The organism is Polaribacter aquimarinus (genome assembly GCF_003129485.1).
In the GTDB taxonomy this organism is placed as follows: domain Bacteria; phylum Bacteroidota; class Bacteroidia; order Flavobacteriales; family Flavobacteriaceae; genus Polaribacter; species Polaribacter aquimarinus.
This window is the reverse complement of the sequence record NZ_QFFG01000001.1, coordinates 1-15,102: the sequence shown is the minus strand read 5'-3', so window position 1 is coordinate 15,102 and position 15,102 is coordinate 1. Positions and strand designations below refer to the sequence as shown.

The 15,102-nt window shown below is 30.0% G+C and carries 14 protein-coding genes; 8 read left to right on the top strand and 6 right to left on the bottom strand.

The window, feature by feature from the left end; genetic code table 11:
• Positions 1-21: 21 nt before the first annotated feature.
• Positions 22-1,023 (bottom strand): endolytic transglycosylase MltG, encoded by a 1,002-nt coding sequence (gene mltG, locus DIS07_RS00070; RefSeq protein ID WP_235869062.1) that lies wholly within the window; start codon positions 1,021-1,023, stop codon positions 22-24.
• Positions 1,024-1,075: 52 nt separating this feature from the next.
• Positions 1,076-1,606, bottom strand: a complete 531-nt coding sequence (locus DIS07_RS00065; RefSeq protein WP_109403179.1) for a GNAT family N-acetyltransferase — start codon at positions 1,604-1,606, stop codon at positions 1,076-1,078.
• Positions 1,607-1,755: 149 nt separating this feature from the next.
• Between DIS07_RS00065 and DIS07_RS00060 the strand changes: the two genes are divergently transcribed.
• Both DIS07_RS00060 and DIS07_RS00055 read left to right on the top strand, forming a co-directional pair.
• A complete protein-coding gene (locus tag DIS07_RS00060) occupies positions 1,756-4,341 on the top strand; it encodes a sulfatase-like hydrolase/transferase (protein ID WP_109403178.1) in 2,586 nt (861 codons plus the stop codon).
• Complete coding sequence (locus DIS07_RS00055) at positions 4,338-4,796, top strand: hypothetical protein (RefSeq protein WP_109403177.1); 459 nt, start codon at positions 4,338-4,340, stop codon at positions 4,794-4,796. The genes DIS07_RS00060 and DIS07_RS00055 overlap by 4 nt, the downstream gene beginning before the upstream one ends.
• Positions 4,797-4,817: 21 nt before the next feature.
• On the opposite strand, the gene dapF is transcribed toward DIS07_RS00055, so the two are convergent.
• Positions 4,818-5,588, bottom strand: coding sequence for a diaminopimelate epimerase (gene dapF / locus DIS07_RS00050; protein ID WP_109403176.1), 771 nt, complete (start codon positions 5,586-5,588; stop codon positions 4,818-4,820).
• Between the two features lie 130 nt (positions 5,589-5,718).
• Here dapF and DIS07_RS00045 point away from each other — a divergent pair, with 130 nt between their 5' ends.
• Both DIS07_RS00045 and DIS07_RS00040 read left to right on the top strand, forming a co-directional pair.
• Complete coding sequence (locus DIS07_RS00045; RefSeq protein ID WP_109403175.1) at positions 5,719-7,107, top strand: S1C family serine protease; 1,389 nt, start codon at positions 5,719-5,721, stop codon at positions 7,105-7,107.
• A gap of 138 nt (positions 7,108-7,245) precedes the next feature.
• Positions 7,246-8,688 carry a glyceraldehyde-3-phosphate dehydrogenase gene (locus DIS07_RS00040; protein ID WP_109403174.1) on the top strand — a complete coding sequence of 481 codons (1,443 nt, stop codon included), beginning with the start codon at positions 7,246-7,248 and terminating at the stop codon, positions 8,686-8,688.
• A 72-nt stretch (positions 8,689-8,760) separates the two neighbouring features.
• On the opposite strand, the gene DIS07_RS00035 is transcribed toward DIS07_RS00040, so the two are convergent.
• The 3 genes from DIS07_RS00035 to sqr are packed head-to-tail and all read right to left on the bottom strand — an operon-like array spanning position 8,761 to position 10,811.
• Positions 8,761-9,237 carry a DsrE/DsrF/DrsH-like family protein gene (locus DIS07_RS00035; protein ID WP_109403173.1) on the bottom strand — a complete coding sequence of 159 codons (477 nt, stop codon included), beginning with the start codon at positions 9,235-9,237 and terminating at the stop codon, positions 8,761-8,763.
• Positions 9,238-9,254: 17 nt separating this feature from the next.
• Positions 9,255-9,563, bottom strand: coding sequence for a TusE/DsrC/DsvC family sulfur relay protein (locus DIS07_RS00030; RefSeq protein WP_109403172.1), 309 nt, complete (start codon positions 9,561-9,563; stop codon positions 9,255-9,257).
• Between the two features lie 12 nt (positions 9,564-9,575).
• Positions 9,576-10,811: a type III sulfide quinone reductase, selenoprotein subtype gene (sqr, locus tag DIS07_RS00025; RefSeq protein ID WP_109403171.1), complete on the bottom strand. Its 1,236-nt coding sequence runs from the start codon at positions 10,809-10,811 to the stop codon at positions 9,576-9,578.
• A gap of 183 nt (positions 10,812-10,994) precedes the next feature.
• On the opposite strand from sqr, the gene DIS07_RS00020 reads away from it, so the two are divergent.
• The 4 genes from DIS07_RS00020 to DIS07_RS00005 all read left to right on the top strand — a co-directional run bounded on the left by DIS07_RS00020 (position 10,995) and on the right by DIS07_RS00005 (position 14,948).
• The gene (locus tag DIS07_RS00020; RefSeq protein WP_109403170.1) at positions 10,995-11,552 is read left to right on the top strand and encodes a hypothetical protein; all 558 of its coding nucleotides are present in this window, start codon (positions 10,995-10,997) and stop codon (positions 11,550-11,552) included.
• 6 nt (positions 11,553-11,558) lie between these two features.
• A complete protein-coding gene (locus DIS07_RS00015; protein WP_109403169.1) occupies positions 11,559-12,113 on the top strand; it encodes a hypothetical protein in 555 nt (184 codons plus the stop codon).
• On the top strand, positions 12,110-14,110 hold the full coding sequence (gene ligA, locus DIS07_RS00010) for an NAD-dependent DNA ligase LigA (RefSeq protein WP_109403168.1): 2,001 nt from the start codon (positions 12,110-12,112) through the stop codon (positions 14,108-14,110). The genes DIS07_RS00015 and ligA overlap by 4 nt, the downstream gene beginning before the upstream one ends.
• Positions 14,111-14,210: 100 nt before the next feature.
• Positions 14,211-14,948 (top strand): DUF4294 domain-containing protein, encoded by a 738-nt coding sequence (locus DIS07_RS00005; protein ID WP_235869061.1) that lies wholly within the window; start codon positions 14,211-14,213, stop codon positions 14,946-14,948.
• Positions 14,949-15,102 lie beyond the last annotated feature (154 nt).

Genomic DNA, 15,102 nt, shown 5'->3' with positions numbered 1-15,102 from the left:
ACAACTAACAACTAACAACTGCTACCTATTAATTCTATGTCTATTTAACCAACGTTGGTATTTTGCTGCGTTTCTATTATGTTGAGTTAATGTTTTTGCAAATTCATGATATCCAATTTTATCTACACTTGCACACATATAATAATAACTGTGTTTTGTGGGATTTAAAACCGCATCTATTGCAGAAATATCAGGCATCGCAATTAAAGTGGGAGGTAAGCCTCTGTTTTTGTAAGTGTTATAGGGTGAATTAATTTCCAAATCTATATTCAATACTCTTTTTACTACAAAATCTTGCCCATTTACTTCTTTAACACAGTAAATAATAGTTGGGTCTGCTTGCAAAGGAATTCCTTTTTTGAGTCTATTTAAATACAAACCAGCCACAATAGGTCTTTCAAATTCTTGAGCAGTTTCTTTATGCACTATAGATGCTAAAGTAATTACTTCCTCTTTGTTGAGTTTTAAAGCTTTAGCCTTCTGCAATCTAGTTTCATTCCAAAACCGCTTGAAAGATACTAACATTTTAGCTCTGAATTTTTCTGGAGAAACAGTCCAATAAAATTCATATGTATTTGGAATAAAAATTTGGAGTACAGATTTTTTTGTCAAATTATTTACTGATAAGAATTTTTTATCAGTAAACGCATTTAGCAATGAAATAGAGTCAGTTTCTAATTGTTGAGAAATTCTTCCTGCAAGTTTTTCTATAGTATCTTGATTGTTAAAAGAGATTTTTAAGGGAGTTTGCCAACCACTCCGTAACATGTTTATCAAATCGTTATTAGACATTCCTTCTTTTAAAACATACCTCCCTTTTTTAAATTTTGAAACATTTTTTTTTGCAGCAACCCATAGAAAAGTATTTGGTTTGTTAGAAAAATGAGAAATCTTTTCTTTGACATCGACCAAACTATCTGAAACGTCTACATAAAGAACAGTCTCTTTTATGATTGCTTTACCAAATATTTTTTGATAATAATTGTAACCCAATATTCCTCCAAGAATTAGGAAGAAACCCAATATGTATAATCTTTTTTTATGCAATGAAATCAGTTTTTTTAAAAAAACAAAATTAGTGTTTTATCAATTGAAATAAAATTTCATCTTTAAAATTTCCTTCAGATAGAATCCAATCTACTTTTGTACCTACTTTTTTAAAGTAATGTTTTGTAAAAAGTGAAATACTTTTAGAATTGTCACAAGTAATATTAGCATATAGTTGATGTAAATTTAAAATAGAAAAACAATAATTAACTAAAATTGATAAAGCTTCTGATGCGTATCCTTTGTTTTGATAATTCGGATGAATTAATATACCAATTCCAGCTCTTTGATGTTGTGAGTTAAAATCAAAAAGGTCTATCATTCCTAGTTGTTTTTTAGTTGATTTTTCTTCAATTAACAAACGTAATTGTTTGGCTTCAAAAATATCTAAATGTGCATTTGCTAAATATTGTTTTAATATATATTTAGAAAATGGAGTTTTTGTATGGCTTACCTCCCAAAAAGATTCGTTATTTTCTATTTTATAAAGAAAATCTAAATCTTCTGGCTCTAAAGCTCTGAGTTTTATTTTTTTTCCAACTAAGAGTTTTTTTGTCATTCTTAAATGTAAATATCAATATTTAGATGGTAAATATCATGTTATTTATTTAAATTTTAAACTTTTACCAAAATTATATGTCTAAATACAGTGTTAGATATATTTTCCCCATTAAAAAACACGAATCAACAACTTAAGATACAAAACTTATGAAACTATTTAAAACTGTACTCTTTTTATTTTTGTTTGCACCAACAATTTTAAGTCAGCAACAATCTCCAAATATATTATTAATAATTGCAGATGATTTAGGTATAGATTCTACTCCTGGGTTTGGAATATCTAATGATTTACCAGTAACACCAACTTTAGATTCTTTTAGAAAAAAAGGCGTGACGTTTACAAATACTTGGGCAACACCTCAATGTTCACCAACACGTGCAGCAATTATGAGTGGTAAATATGGAATTAAAACGGGTGTTATGAGACCACCATTAATACTAGATCCAAGTCATACATCCTTATTTACTAAAATTAAAACACAAAGTTCAACTGATTATAGTATGGCGGTAATTGGCAAATGGCATATTGGAGGTAATAGTAGCAGTAATTTTAATCATCCTGCCAATTCAGGAATTCCTTATTATGAGGGGGTTTTTACTGCTCAAGTTTCAGATTATTATAATTGGACAAAATTAAATACTGAGCAAGAAGAAGAACAAGTAAGTGAATATATTACCACACATTTAACAAACAAAGCAATTTCTTGGGTAAGTAATCAAACAAAACCATGGTTTTTGTGGTTGTCTCATGTTTCACCTCATGTACCTTTTCAAAAACCACCTGCAGGAACCTATACTACACAACCTACTAACAATAGAAATACTTATTTATCTATGATAGAAAATTTAGATTATGAAATTAATAGGTTAGTAAATAGTATGGATGAAAAAACCTTAGAAAACACTGTAATTATTTTTATTGGTGACAATGGAACTCCAGGTCGGGCAAATAATTATTGGCCAAATGGACACGCAAAATCCTCCTTATACGAAGGTGGTATTAGAGTCCCTATGATTATTACAGGTAAATCTGTAGAAAGAATTAATGAAGTAGAAACAAGTTTGGTACATGCAACTGATTTACATGCTACAATTTTAGAATTGGCCGGGGTAAAATTATTAGGAGGTACAGAAAATAGCTTAAGTTTAAAACCAGCTTTATCATCACAAAATCAAATCAAAAGAAAAATTCTATATTCAGATTATGAGAGTGGTGGAATAGAATATTGGACAACTAGAAATGCAACTTATAAATTAATCGAAGATGAAAACGGTAATGAAGAGTTTTACAATATTATTGATGATATTAAAGAAGAACATAATTTAATCGACAATTTAACTTCTGAGCAAGAAACAATAAAAGCAATGCTAAAGCAAGAAGCTCAGACTATAAGAACAGATTGGTCTTGTAATGATGGAATAAAGAATGGAAATGAAAACACAATAGACGATTGTAATAATACATGTGGAGATATTGATGTGTTAAGTTACAACAATATTAAGTGTTGTGGTACACCTTTAAACCCAAGTATTTATTACGAGTTTATAGAAGATGAAAAAAGGGTTGTATATTCTAATAACTATCCAAATCATAATTTTTGTTTTGTTGCTGACCGAACACCAGAACCTTATTATAGATTGTATAAAATTGATTTGAAACCTAAATTATCGGGAATTACTACAAGCTTAACTAGAGCAAATGGAAGACCACTAAATTTCTTTGGAATTAGCTTAAATGGAGTTTATATGATGCCAGCGCCTGCGACTCCATTTATTTTTGAAGATAAAAATACAGGAAGATATAATTGGGATTGGGTTTTTGAGCCAACTACTAATATTGGAGAAGGAAGAGAATTTGTAGGTTTAGATTGTGCTTCAGCACATGTAAACCCTAATTCAGGATATCATTATCATGGAAATATGTTTGAGTATGTAGAGCAATTACAAACAGGAATTTCCACTAGGAAAACTGCTCCAGAAAAACTATTACAAGTAGGTTGGGCAGCAGATGGTTTTCCTATTATGTACAGATTTGGTCCTGATAAGGATGGAAATGTTAAGGAAATGAGCCCTAGTTTCCAATTAAAAAGTGGTTTAAGACCTGGTGATGGTATTAGTGCACCTTGTGGGTCCTATTCTGGAAAATACACTAACGATTTTGAGTACATCGCTGGTAAAGGAGATTTAGATGAATGCAATGGTATAGAAGCTTCGATTACTTTAACAACCACGCAAGGAAAAGAGGTTTTTGAATATTATTATGTGGTGACAAAAGATTTTCCTCAAATTTCAAGATGTATGAAGGGGAATTTTAATGATAGTTTTGTTAGTAGTAAAGGTCCTTTAAATGATGAAGACAAAGATGCAGATGGATTTGTAAGTGCTTATGATTGCGATGACAATAATGCTAATATAAATCCTTTTGCTACTGATAATCCAGAAACAACTGTTGATGAAAGTTGTGGGGCTACTTTAAGTGCGCCAAAACTAGGGTTAGAAGAATTAGGTTATTTTATAAATTCTAACCCTAATACTAAAGAAAGTTTTTCTGTAATTTCTACAAATTTGCAAAAATATGAGGTGGGTTTGTTTTCGTTAACCGGAAAATTAATTGATAACAAATCTGGTAGAGGTGTGTTAAAATTTAATAATATAAAATCTTCTAGTGTTTATCTAATAAGAGTTGTGGAAAAAGGGAAGCTAATAGGAACTAAAAAAGTAATTATAAAATGAAACAATTAATAATCGTACTTGTAGCTTTTTTAACTATTGGTAATAGTTTTTTAACCCACGATTCTGTTTCAGCTACTTTTAATGTTATTGAAAGGGGGCATGTGTTATTACTTGAAATTGATTTTGACCAAGAAAATTATATAAAATTTGCTGAATCTAGAAGCCTTAAAATTAATAAAGAAGATTTTAGAAACTATTTATACAAAACGACAAGTTGGAGTTTTGATGGTGAGGAGGTTGTACCACAAATTTTAAGTATAAAGTCTCAACGAGAGCATACAAGAGTAATTTGTTTCTTATCAGAATCAAAAAAAAATATCAAAATAGTTAAGGTTAAAAATGAATTTTTAATCAATGTAAAAGAGCATTCTAATATATTAAAACTAGATATTAACAATAGCTTTAAAGATTTTAGATTGCACAAAAACAGACGAGAAATAAAAGTAGTTTATTAAAATTGTTTTTTGTGGTAGAATTTAAATTTGAATTTTACCACTAAAAACAAATTTTGCAGGACCTTTTAAAAAAACGTTTGTGTAAACTCCATTATTTTCAGAAAAAGAAACTTCTAAATTTCCACCTTCAACTGGTAAGGAAATTGAATTACTATTTGTTTTATTGGTTTTATGCATTGCAATTGCAACGGCAGTAACTCCTGTACCACAAGCTAAAGTTTCGTCTTCAACACCTTTTTCGTAAGTTCTTACTCTAAAAGTCGAATTGTTAATTTGTTGTACAAAATTCACATTACTTCCTGGATTAGCATAAGAATATCTAATTTTTCTTCCTTTTTCAAAAACAGGAAAGTGATCTAAATTATCAACCATTTCTACATGATGCTGAGTACCTGTGTAAGCAAAAACCGAGTTTTCTTGAATTTTAATTTCATCAACATCAATCATTTTTAAAGAAACAATATCGTTTTCGATTTCAGCAAAATGTTTTCCATCAATGGCAATAAATTTCGTTTTAGAATCGATAATATTTAAATATTTAGCAAAAGCAACAGCACACCTACCTCCATTTCCACAAAAAGTTTGACTTCCATCAGCATTAAAATAAATCATTTTAAAATCGAATTCCTTATCATTCTCAATCAAAATAACACCATCAGCCCCAATTCCAAAATGTCTGTCACACAAATGTGAAATTATGTCAGTTTTTTCTTTTGGAAAGATTTTTGTTCTGTTGTCAATCATAACAAAATCGTTTCCTGTTCCTTGGTATTTGTAAAACTCTAAATTCATTGGAACAAAGATAGCGATTTCAATCTCAAAAAAAACCTGTTAATACGTGGTTAAAATGCGTTAAAAACAAGTTAAACAGATTTTTTAAAAATGTTAAAATTGTATATTTGAATTATTAAAAATTAAGATTATGAAGAAATTTTTTGGTTTTTTAGGAATGGCGGTTTTAGGAGGTGCTCTTACTTTAGGTGGATACAAAATGCTATTTAACGAAGAAGTTATTGTTGAAAGAACTTTACCAGAACCTATTAAAACGGTTAACACCAATTTTAATCCTACATACAAAAATGATGCTATTATTGCAAATTCTATAGATTTTACAATAGCCGCAGAACGATCAGTGAATTCAGTAGTTCATGTTAAAAATACAGCAGTTAGAACCAGAGTTAACCCTTACGATCTTATTTTTGGTGGAGGAAATGGGAAAAGAAAATATGAACAAGTTGGCACAGGCAGCGGAGTGATTATTTCGCAAGATGGTTACATTGTTACAAACAATCACGTAATTGCAAATGCAACAAATATAGAAATCACTCTAAATAATAAACAAAAATATCCTGCAGAACTCATTGGAACGGATAAAGAAAATGATATAGCTTTATTAAAGATTGATACTGATGTTGATTTGCCATATATTCCGTTTGCAAATTCAGATAATATTAAAATTGGAGAATGGGTTTTAGCAGTTGGTAACCCTTATAATTTAACATCAACAGTTACAGCAGGAATTGTAAGCGCAAAAGGTAGAGACTTAGAAGGTAATGCTGGTGTAGAATCTTTTATACAATCAGATGCAGCAGTAAATCCTGGAAATAGTGGGGGAGCATTAGTAAATACAAGAGGAGAATTGGTTGGTATAAACACTGCAATTTCTTCTAAAACGGGCTCTTTTATAGGATATTCATTTGCAGTTCCATCTAATATTGCAAAGAAAATTGTAGACGATTTATTAGAGTTTGGTACTGTACAAGAAGCAATTTTGGGAATCAATTACGATCAAAGAGATAAAGATATAAACGGTGTAAAAATAACAGCAGTTGCAGACGATGGCGGCGCAAAAAAAGCAGGTTTAAAATCTGGAGATGTAATTAAGAAAGTGAATAATGTTAAGATTTCTAAGTTTTCCGAATTAAGAGGGCAATTAACAGCTAAAAGACCAGGAGATTTTGTAGATATTACTGTAGATAGAGATGGAGAGTTTATAACAAAAAGTGTAAAGCTTAGTAAAAAAGATTCCTATATCTCAAGAAGTTTAAGTGTTGTTTTGAAAGATTTAAATAAAAAAGAGAAAAAGAAATACGATTTAAAAGGAGGTGCTAAAATTATACAGAATGGTAATAAAAATCTAGATTATTATGGTGTAAAAGAAGGTTTTATTATAACGGAAATTAATAAAAAACCAGTTTTAAATGCAAGCGAAGCAGCTAAGGCAATAGATGCTTCTTATGGAAATGGAAGACCCATTTATATCGAAGTAATTAATTTAGATGGAGAAAGAGAGCGTTACGCATTTAGGTAAAAGAAATTTTAAAATAATTTTATAAAATCCTGATATTTTATCAGGATTTTTTTATTTACGAAAATTTCACGAAATCGATTTCGTATTTTCGAAAAAAGAAATACTTTTGCATCAAAATTAACACATTAATCAATTCAAATGTTGACAGCAATTAATTACGAAGAAGAAGTTTTATCTCAAGCTCAACTTAGAAGAGCAACGGTAGAATTTATTACTATTGTAAACGATTTATGGTACGATAAATCTATTGAGTTAGTATTATTTAGAAACCCTTTGGTAGACAAAAGAGCTAATGAAGTTCTAAATTTAATTAGTTATGCTAAAGAATTTGTTAGTAAACCAATCTCTATTCAAGATGCTCTAGAAATTGCAAAAGCTATTAAACAAATAGATTTGCCTTCCTCTAAGTTGGATATTGGTAAATTGGCCTATGAAAGTCATTTAAACCCAAAAAAATCTGCGAATAAGGTAGAGTTTGTAAAACACAAACTAAGAGGAGCTAAAGAATATAAAGACATACAGCCAAAAGATGTGGTTCTTTATGGATTTGGTAGAATTGGTCGTTTATTAGCGAGAGAATTAAGTTCTAAAATGGGGAAAGGTTCTCAATTACGTTTAAGGGCTATAGTAACTCGAGGTAAAATTAATAAAACTGTTTTAGAAAAAAGAGCTTCGTTGTTAAGTATAGATTCTGTTCACGGAGATTTTTTAGGAACTGTACAAGTAGATGCTGAACATAATGCGTTGATTATTAATGGAACAACAGTTCATATGATTTCAGCAAACAATCCAGAAGATATTGATTATACAATATACGATATTAATAAAGCTTTAGTTATTGATAATACTGGAGCGTTTAGAGATGATGTTGCATTAGAAAGACATTTAAAAGCTAAAGGAGCTGATAAAGTACTTCTAACTGCACCAGGGAAAGGAGTTCCTAATATTGTGCATGGTGTAAATCATAAACAATACAGTCCAGATAAAGTAAATGTTTTTTCTGCTGCTTCTTGTACAACAAATGCAATTACACCAGTTTTAAAAGTATTAGAAGATAATTTTGGAATTCTAAAAGGGCATTTAGAAACGATTCATGCTTACACAAATGATCAGAATTTGGTCGACAATATGCATAGTAAGTATAGAAGAGGTAGGGCAGCAGCTTTAAATATGGTAATTACAGAAACAGGAGCGGGTCAAGCAGTTGCTAAAGCCATACCAGCCTTGAATGGAAAGTTGACGTCAAGTGCCATTAGAGTTCCAGTACCTAATGGCTCTTTGGCTATTTTAAATTTACAACTAAGGACTAAAGTTACTAAAGATAGAATTAACGCTATTTTAAAGAAATATGCTTTAGAAGGTGATTTAGTTGAGCAAATTAAATATTCACTAGATAATGAATTAGTATCTTCAGACATAGTTGGAACAACAGCACCATCAATTTTTGATAGTAAAGCTACAATTGTAGATGAAGAAACTATTGTAATTTATGTATGGTACGATAATGAATATGGGTATTCTCATCAAGTAATTCGACTTGCAAAACACATTTCTAAAGTTAGAAGATACACTTATTATTAAAATTTATTTCCCCAGCTTATTATATAAGCAAATAAACCCGAAACAATATTTTGTTTCGGGTTTTGATTTTTTCTAAATAAATAATAAATGTGTATTTTCTTGATCTGCTCTTGCATAAAAATCACCTACAGTTATAATGTCTTCAATTTCATCAATTAAATCTTCTTTTTTAAGATGAAACATATCCACTGCCAATTTACAAGCCCAAAGTTTACATCCTGAATCGGATAAAATTTCTAAAAACTCACCTACAGGAGGGATGTCTAACTTATCCATTTCTTTTTTCATCATTTTTGTAGCTAAAGCTTCCATACCGGGTAAACCACCTAGCATTGTTGGGATATGCATAGCAGGATTACCAACTGTAGCAACCCTTAAATTTTCTAATTTCTTTTTTTGAATAGCTTCTAATCCAAAAAAAGTAAAAAATATTTCAGAGTCAATGCCTTCCATTCTCGCACCATTTGCCATAATAAATGCTGCATAAACATTTTCTATTGTTGCCTTTGATAAGATAAAAAGCATCTTTTTTACTTTTGTTTTTCCCATAATTTCTAGTTTTTAAGTTAAATACAGCTTTTAGGTTTTGGTACTCCAGCTATTTTAGTCGATACTTTTAGAGGGCCTCCAGGAAATAAAGCATAAAATTGTTTAATGTCAATTACACCACTTTTTTTAATTCCTCTTATTGATAAAGATTTATTAGCTTTTACTTGTTCTTGAATCCATGAAACAACTTCCCAATGTTTGTCTGTCATTTCAATTTCATGTTCTTTAGCAATTTCATCTCCAATTTCTTTTGTCCATTGAGAAAGATCTGTCAAATACCCTTCTTCGTTTACATTAATTTCTACTTGTTTTATAGTTTTTATCATTTTTATTTAGTTTTAATTATTGATATTTTTTCCTTTAAGACTCATATTTCTAGATACAAATGGAATAGAAATTCCTTTTAAGAGCATATTCCAATAAATCCATCTGAAAGCCAATTTCCCCCAATGATTAAAAATACTTTCCTTTAAAAGTTTTAGAGGACCAATTCCCGAAAATGGAAAAGTTCCTGTAACGGGTTCTTGTTTATAATTAAAATCTATGAGTAGAGCTTTATTATTTCCAGTTTCTATAAAGCAATTAGCATGTCCATCAAATTCTTCTTTTAATGGTTTGTTATCTATATATAGCAGAATATTATCAGTTAACGTTTCTGCTTGAAAATGGGCAACAGAACCAGCTTTTGATGCAGGGACATTAGTAGCATCACCAATCACAAAAATATTTTCATTTTCTAAAGATTGTAAAGTATTTGGATGTGTTGGAACAAAATTTAAATCATCGCCCAAACAAGAACGTTCAATAACTTCATCGCCCATATTGGTGGGTACTGTTACTAATAAATCGTACCCTACCTCTTTGTCTATGTAATCTATAATTTTGTTGTTTTCAAAATCTACACGTTCTATTGCAAAGTCAGTTACAAGCTTTATGTTTTTCTCTTCTAATAAATAGCCTAAAGATTTTGAACAAAATTCTTTAGTAAAGGCACCAGATAATGGAGTTACATAAGTAATTTCTACTTTATCTCTAATTTTTTTCTTTTTAAAATAAGAATCAGCTAAAAATGCAAATTCTAAGGGAGCAACTGGGCATTTTATGGGCATTTCTGTAATATGGACAACCAATTTTCCACCTTGCCAATCTCTTAATTTGTTTCTCAAAGCCAAAGCACCTTCATAGGTGTAAAAGTCAAAAATAGATTTTTTCCATTCCTCGCTCATCATTCCTTCTACTTCATCTGGTGCTATTTTAGAACCTGTTGCAATGATTAAGATATCATAAGATAAAGTTCCATTTTCTAAATCCACTAAATTATTTTCAGCATCTATTTTCTCGATTCTTTGTTGAATATAATTCACACCTTTTGGAATAAATTTTTTTCCAACTTTTTTTACTTGTTCTTCTGTATAGATATCAAAAGGTAAAAACAGAAACCCTGGTTGATAATAATGGGTTTTAAATTGGTCTACAATATGGATTTTCCAATCTTTTTTGGGCAATTTAGAAACAAGGTGATTTGCCATCATTGTTCCTGCTGTTCCCGCTCCTAAAATTACTAAGTTTTTCATAATTAATGATTTATATTCCAAATTTAGAATATGATTGTTAATTACAGTATGACAAAAATCATAAAATCCAGTTGTGTAACATAGGTTACAAAGCAGGTGTTTTAAAGAAAAATTTGAATAATTTATTAACTGTAAATTCCTTTAATTATCTTATTTTTGAAGTTATACTTAATTATAATTAGAATGAAAAAGTACTTCCTTTTTTTCTTAATATTTTATACTTGTCTTATATTATCTCAAGAAAAACTTCCCTATTACGAAATTCCTGAAGCACCAAAAGAATTTACTCCAGGAACCACCGCTAGTAGAATGGTAGATGGTTTGGGTTTTAGATATTATTGGGCAACAGAAGGTTTAACTGAAAAAGATTTGGCATTTCAGCCCAATGCAGAAGCAAGAACAACATTAGCAACCATAGATCATATTTTAGGATTATCACAAGTCATTTTAAACGCAACTTTAAAAGTTGCAAATGGAGCAAAACAACCGAAAATGTCATTTGCAGAAAAACGAAAAAAAACTTTAGAAAACCTACAACAAGCCAGTAAAATTCTAAAAGAAAGTAAAGATATTTCTCAGTATAAAATGATTTTCGGAAAAACAGAATTTCCTTTTTGGAATGCTATTAACGGGCCAATTGCAGATGCTATTTGGCATGTGGGTCAAGTAGTGTCTTTTAGACGTTCATCTGGAAATCCTTTTCCAAAAGGTGTTAGTGTTTTAAGAGGAAAGAAAAGTTAGTTTGATATGAGTATAAAAATTAATATTATATTAATTTGTTTTTTTTTATGTTCATGTAAGCAAAAAAAAAGTGATAAAATTAAGATTTCCAATTCTGACGAAAGTGTCAAAGCCTACGAGAGAAAAGAAGAGAGAGTTTCCTATGCTTTAACTAACGAGTTACCTTTAAACAAATTAAAGTTTTATAAATTAAGTATTATTGATACAGGTTCAATTTATAAATACCACTACAAAAGCTTAAAAGATAGTATTTATGATTTGATTATTTCATATAATAAAGCAAGTAATCAATTGATTTTTTATCACGATATTTACTATGAAGGAAATTTAGACTTAAGGTATAAAAATCAACTTATTTCAGAAAAAAACTTTTCTTTTTATTGGATAAACTCAGGGAAAAGTGACGTAACGAGGCCAATATTGTTTAATAAGGATTATGGTGTTTTAGGAATTTATAATGATTATGGTTCTGATTTTGTCTTCTTAAAAGAAAAAACAGAAAATAAAAAATTGCTTAAAGATATTTTGCTTACAATGGAAAATTATAGAACCAACGAATGACAACTCAACAAAAAATACAATCACTTCGTGATGAATTAAATCAACATAATTACAATTATTATGTATTAGATAATGCCTCTATTTCAGATTTTGAATTTGATATCAAACTAAAAGAATTAGAGAAATTAGAGAAAGAAAATCCAGAGTTTTTTGATGCAAATTCACCAACACAAAGAGTAGGAGGAACCATCACAAAAAACTTTGAAACGGTTACACATAAAAATAGAATGTATTCTTTAGATAATTCGTATTCTAAAGAAGACTTGTTAGATTGGGAAAAACGAGTTCAAAAAGGTTTAGGTAGAACAGATTTAGAATACACTTGCGAATTGAAATTTGATGGAGCTTCCATTAATTTAACTTATGAAAACGGTCAGTTTATGAAAGCGGTCACAAGAGGTGATGGTTTTCAAGGAGATGAGGTTACCGCAAACATTAGAACTATAAAGTCAATTCCGCTAAGTGTAAAATCGGACTTCGTTCGCGATTTTGAAATGCGTGGAGAAATCATTTTACCTATAGACGGATTCAATAAAATGAATGAAGAACGAGTTGCAAATGGAGAAGAGGAGTATAGGAACCCAAGAAATACGGCTAGCGGAAGTTTAAAATTACAAGATAGTACAGAAGTTGCAAAACGACCTTTAGATTGTTTGTTGTATCAAGTAGTAACTTCAGAAAGAAAATATAAAACGCATTTCGAGAGTTTAGAAAATGCAAGAAAAGTAGGATTTAAAGTTCCAAAAACCATCAAATTAGCAAAATCGATTGATGAAGTTTTCGAATTTGTAAATTTTTGGGATACCAAACGTCACGATTTACCTTATGAAACAGATGGAATTGTAATCAAAGTAAATAATCTCCAACAGCAAGAAGAATTAGGGTATACCTCTAAAGCTCCAAGATGGGCAATTGCTTATAAGTTTGCAGCAGAACAAGTTTCTACGGTTTTAAATGAGATTACATATCAGGTGGGAAGAACTGGAGCAATTACACCTGTTGCAAATTTGGATCCTGTGCAATTGGCAGGAACCACTGTAAAAAGAGCATCTTTGCACAATGCAGACCAAATAGAAAAGTTAGATATAAGAGAAGGTGATACTGTTTTTGTAGAAAAAGGAGGGGAAATTATTCCCAAAATAATAGCAGTAGATTTTGCAAAACGTCCAATTGATTCTCAACCAACAATATATGCGACTCATTGCCCTGAATGCAATACAGAGTTAGTAAGAACTGATGGAGATGCAAAACATTATTGTCCAAATGAATTCGGTTGTGCACCTCAAATTACAGGAAGAATCCAACATTTTATTAGTAGAAAAGCGATGGATATTGATGGCTTAGGTGGAGAAACTGTAGATTTATTACGCAAAGAAGGATTAATTCAGAATTATGCAGATTTATACGATTTAAAGGTAGAACAAATAATTCCGTTAGAAAGAATGGCAGAGAAATCTGCACAAAATATGATTAACGGAATCGAAAAATCGAAAGAAATTCCGTTCGAAAAAGTATTATTTGCTCTCGGAATTCGTTTTGTGGGTGAGACAGTTGCTAAAAAACTAGCAAAACATTTTAAATCTATAGACAATTTAATGACTGCGGATTTCGATATATTAATAGGTGTAGATGAAATAGGAGATAGAATTGCGCAAAGTATTATCGACTTTTCATCAGATTTAGGTAACATTCAATTGGTAAATCGTTTAAAACACTATGGGGTTCAATTAGAAGTTTCTGAAGAAAGTTTAGAAAATCAAACTGATAAACTAAAAGGACAAATATTTGTGGTTTCAGGTGTTTTTCATCAAATGAGTAGAAACGAACTCAAGAAAGCAATCGAAGATAATGGAGGTAAGGTAAGTTCATCCATCTCTAAAAAAACCAACTTTATAGTTGCAGGAGATAATATGGGACCATCAAAACTTACAAAAGCACAAGATTTAGGAATAGAAATTATTTCAGAACAAGATTTTATTGACAAAATTTCTGATTAATATATCTTGGCAACCTTTTTGTTATTTATTGATAAGATTAGAATGTCAGTTCGAGTGATTTTTGAAGAATGAAAAAATTGTATCGAGAACAAATTAAAATTTGAAAAAACTACTATACATATATATAGGATTAAGTTCAATTATTTCTTTCGCTCAAGTAAAAGAAAAAGATTCTTTACCTCATAATATAGACGATTATATTTTCGTAAAACCAGGAGATTCCTTAACAGTTGAATTCAAAGGATTCGATTTGTTACCAAAACATAAATTTAAATCAAGAAACGATATACGATATTATTTATGGTTTCGTAGAAAAGTATTCAAAGCCTATCCTTATGCGCATTTGGCATCTACAAGATTGGATTCTTTAAATGCAAGATTAGAGAGAATTAAATCCAAAAGAAAACGTAAAAAATATACTCGGCAAATTCAAAAGTATATAGAAGGAGAGTTTACAGATCAAATCAAAAAAATGACAAAGACCGAAGGTCGAATTCTTATCAAACTTATTCATCGTCAAACAGGTAAAACAGCTTTCAATAATATAAAAGAACTCAGAAGTGGTTGGAAAGCCTTTTGGTACAATACCACCGCCAATGTTTTTAAGCTTTCTTTAAAAACCGAATATCACCCAGAATCAGAAAATGAAGATTTTCTAATTGAAGATGTTTTGCAACGTGCTTTTCAAGATGATAAGTTAAAAAGACAAGATTCAAAGCTCAATTTCGACTTCTCAAAAATCGTTGCAGAAAGAAAAGCAGAAGTAAATGTGGAAGTTTACAAGCAAATGTTCGCTAAAATCAGAAAGAAACAAAATCGAAAAAAGAAGAAAAAGTAATTTTTGGGTGTTACCTTCCTTATAGTCAGGTCGGGTTTTCCACTATATCTTTTGTTCGTTCCTCACAAAAGGATGTCGTTTCAATCCCTAACATGAGCTTCTAGTGTTTTTAAAGATTAATAGAATAATTAAAATATCATATTAATTTTTTAAA

Bases quoted from the DNA above. Each gene is read 5' to 3' on its own strand.
- DIS07_RS00065 (WP_109403179.1), bottom strand. From the start codon at position 1,606: ATGACAAAAAAACTCTTAGTTGGAAAAAAAATAAAACTCAGAGCTTTA.
- DIS07_RS00030 (WP_109403172.1), bottom strand. From the start codon at position 9,563: ATGATAAAAACTATAAAACAAGTAGAAATTAATGTAAACGAAGAAGGG.
- DIS07_RS00040 (WP_109403174.1), top strand. From the start codon at position 7,246: ATGTTGACAGCAATTAATTACGAAGAAGAAGTTTTATCTCAAGCTCAA.
- DIS07_RS00045 (WP_109403175.1), top strand. From the start codon at position 5,719: ATGAAGAAATTTTTTGGTTTTTTAGGAATGGCGGTTTTAGGAGGTGCT.
- dapF (WP_109403176.1), bottom strand. From the start codon at position 5,588: ATGAATTTAGAGTTTTACAAATACCAAGGAACAGGAAACGATTTTGTT.
- DIS07_RS00020 (WP_109403170.1), top strand. From the start codon at position 10,995: ATGAAAAAGTACTTCCTTTTTTTCTTAATATTTTATACTTGTCTTATA.
- ligA (WP_109403168.1), top strand. From the start codon at position 12,110: ATGACAACTCAACAAAAAATACAATCACTTCGTGATGAATTAAATCAA.
- DIS07_RS00060 (WP_109403178.1), top strand. From the start codon at position 1,756: ATGAAACTATTTAAAACTGTACTCTTTTTATTTTTGTTTGCACCAACA.
- DIS07_RS00015 (WP_109403169.1), top strand. From the start codon at position 11,559: ATGAGTATAAAAATTAATATTATATTAATTTGTTTTTTTTTATGTTCA.
- DIS07_RS00055 (WP_109403177.1), top strand. From the start codon at position 4,338: ATGAAACAATTAATAATCGTACTTGTAGCTTTTTTAACTATTGGTAAT.
- sqr (WP_109403171.1), bottom strand. From the start codon at position 10,811: ATGAAAAACTTAGTAATTTTAGGAGCGGGAACAGCAGGAACAATGATG.
- DIS07_RS00035 (WP_109403173.1), bottom strand. From the start codon at position 9,237: ATGGGAAAAACAAAAGTAAAAAAGATGCTTTTTATCTTATCAAAGGCA.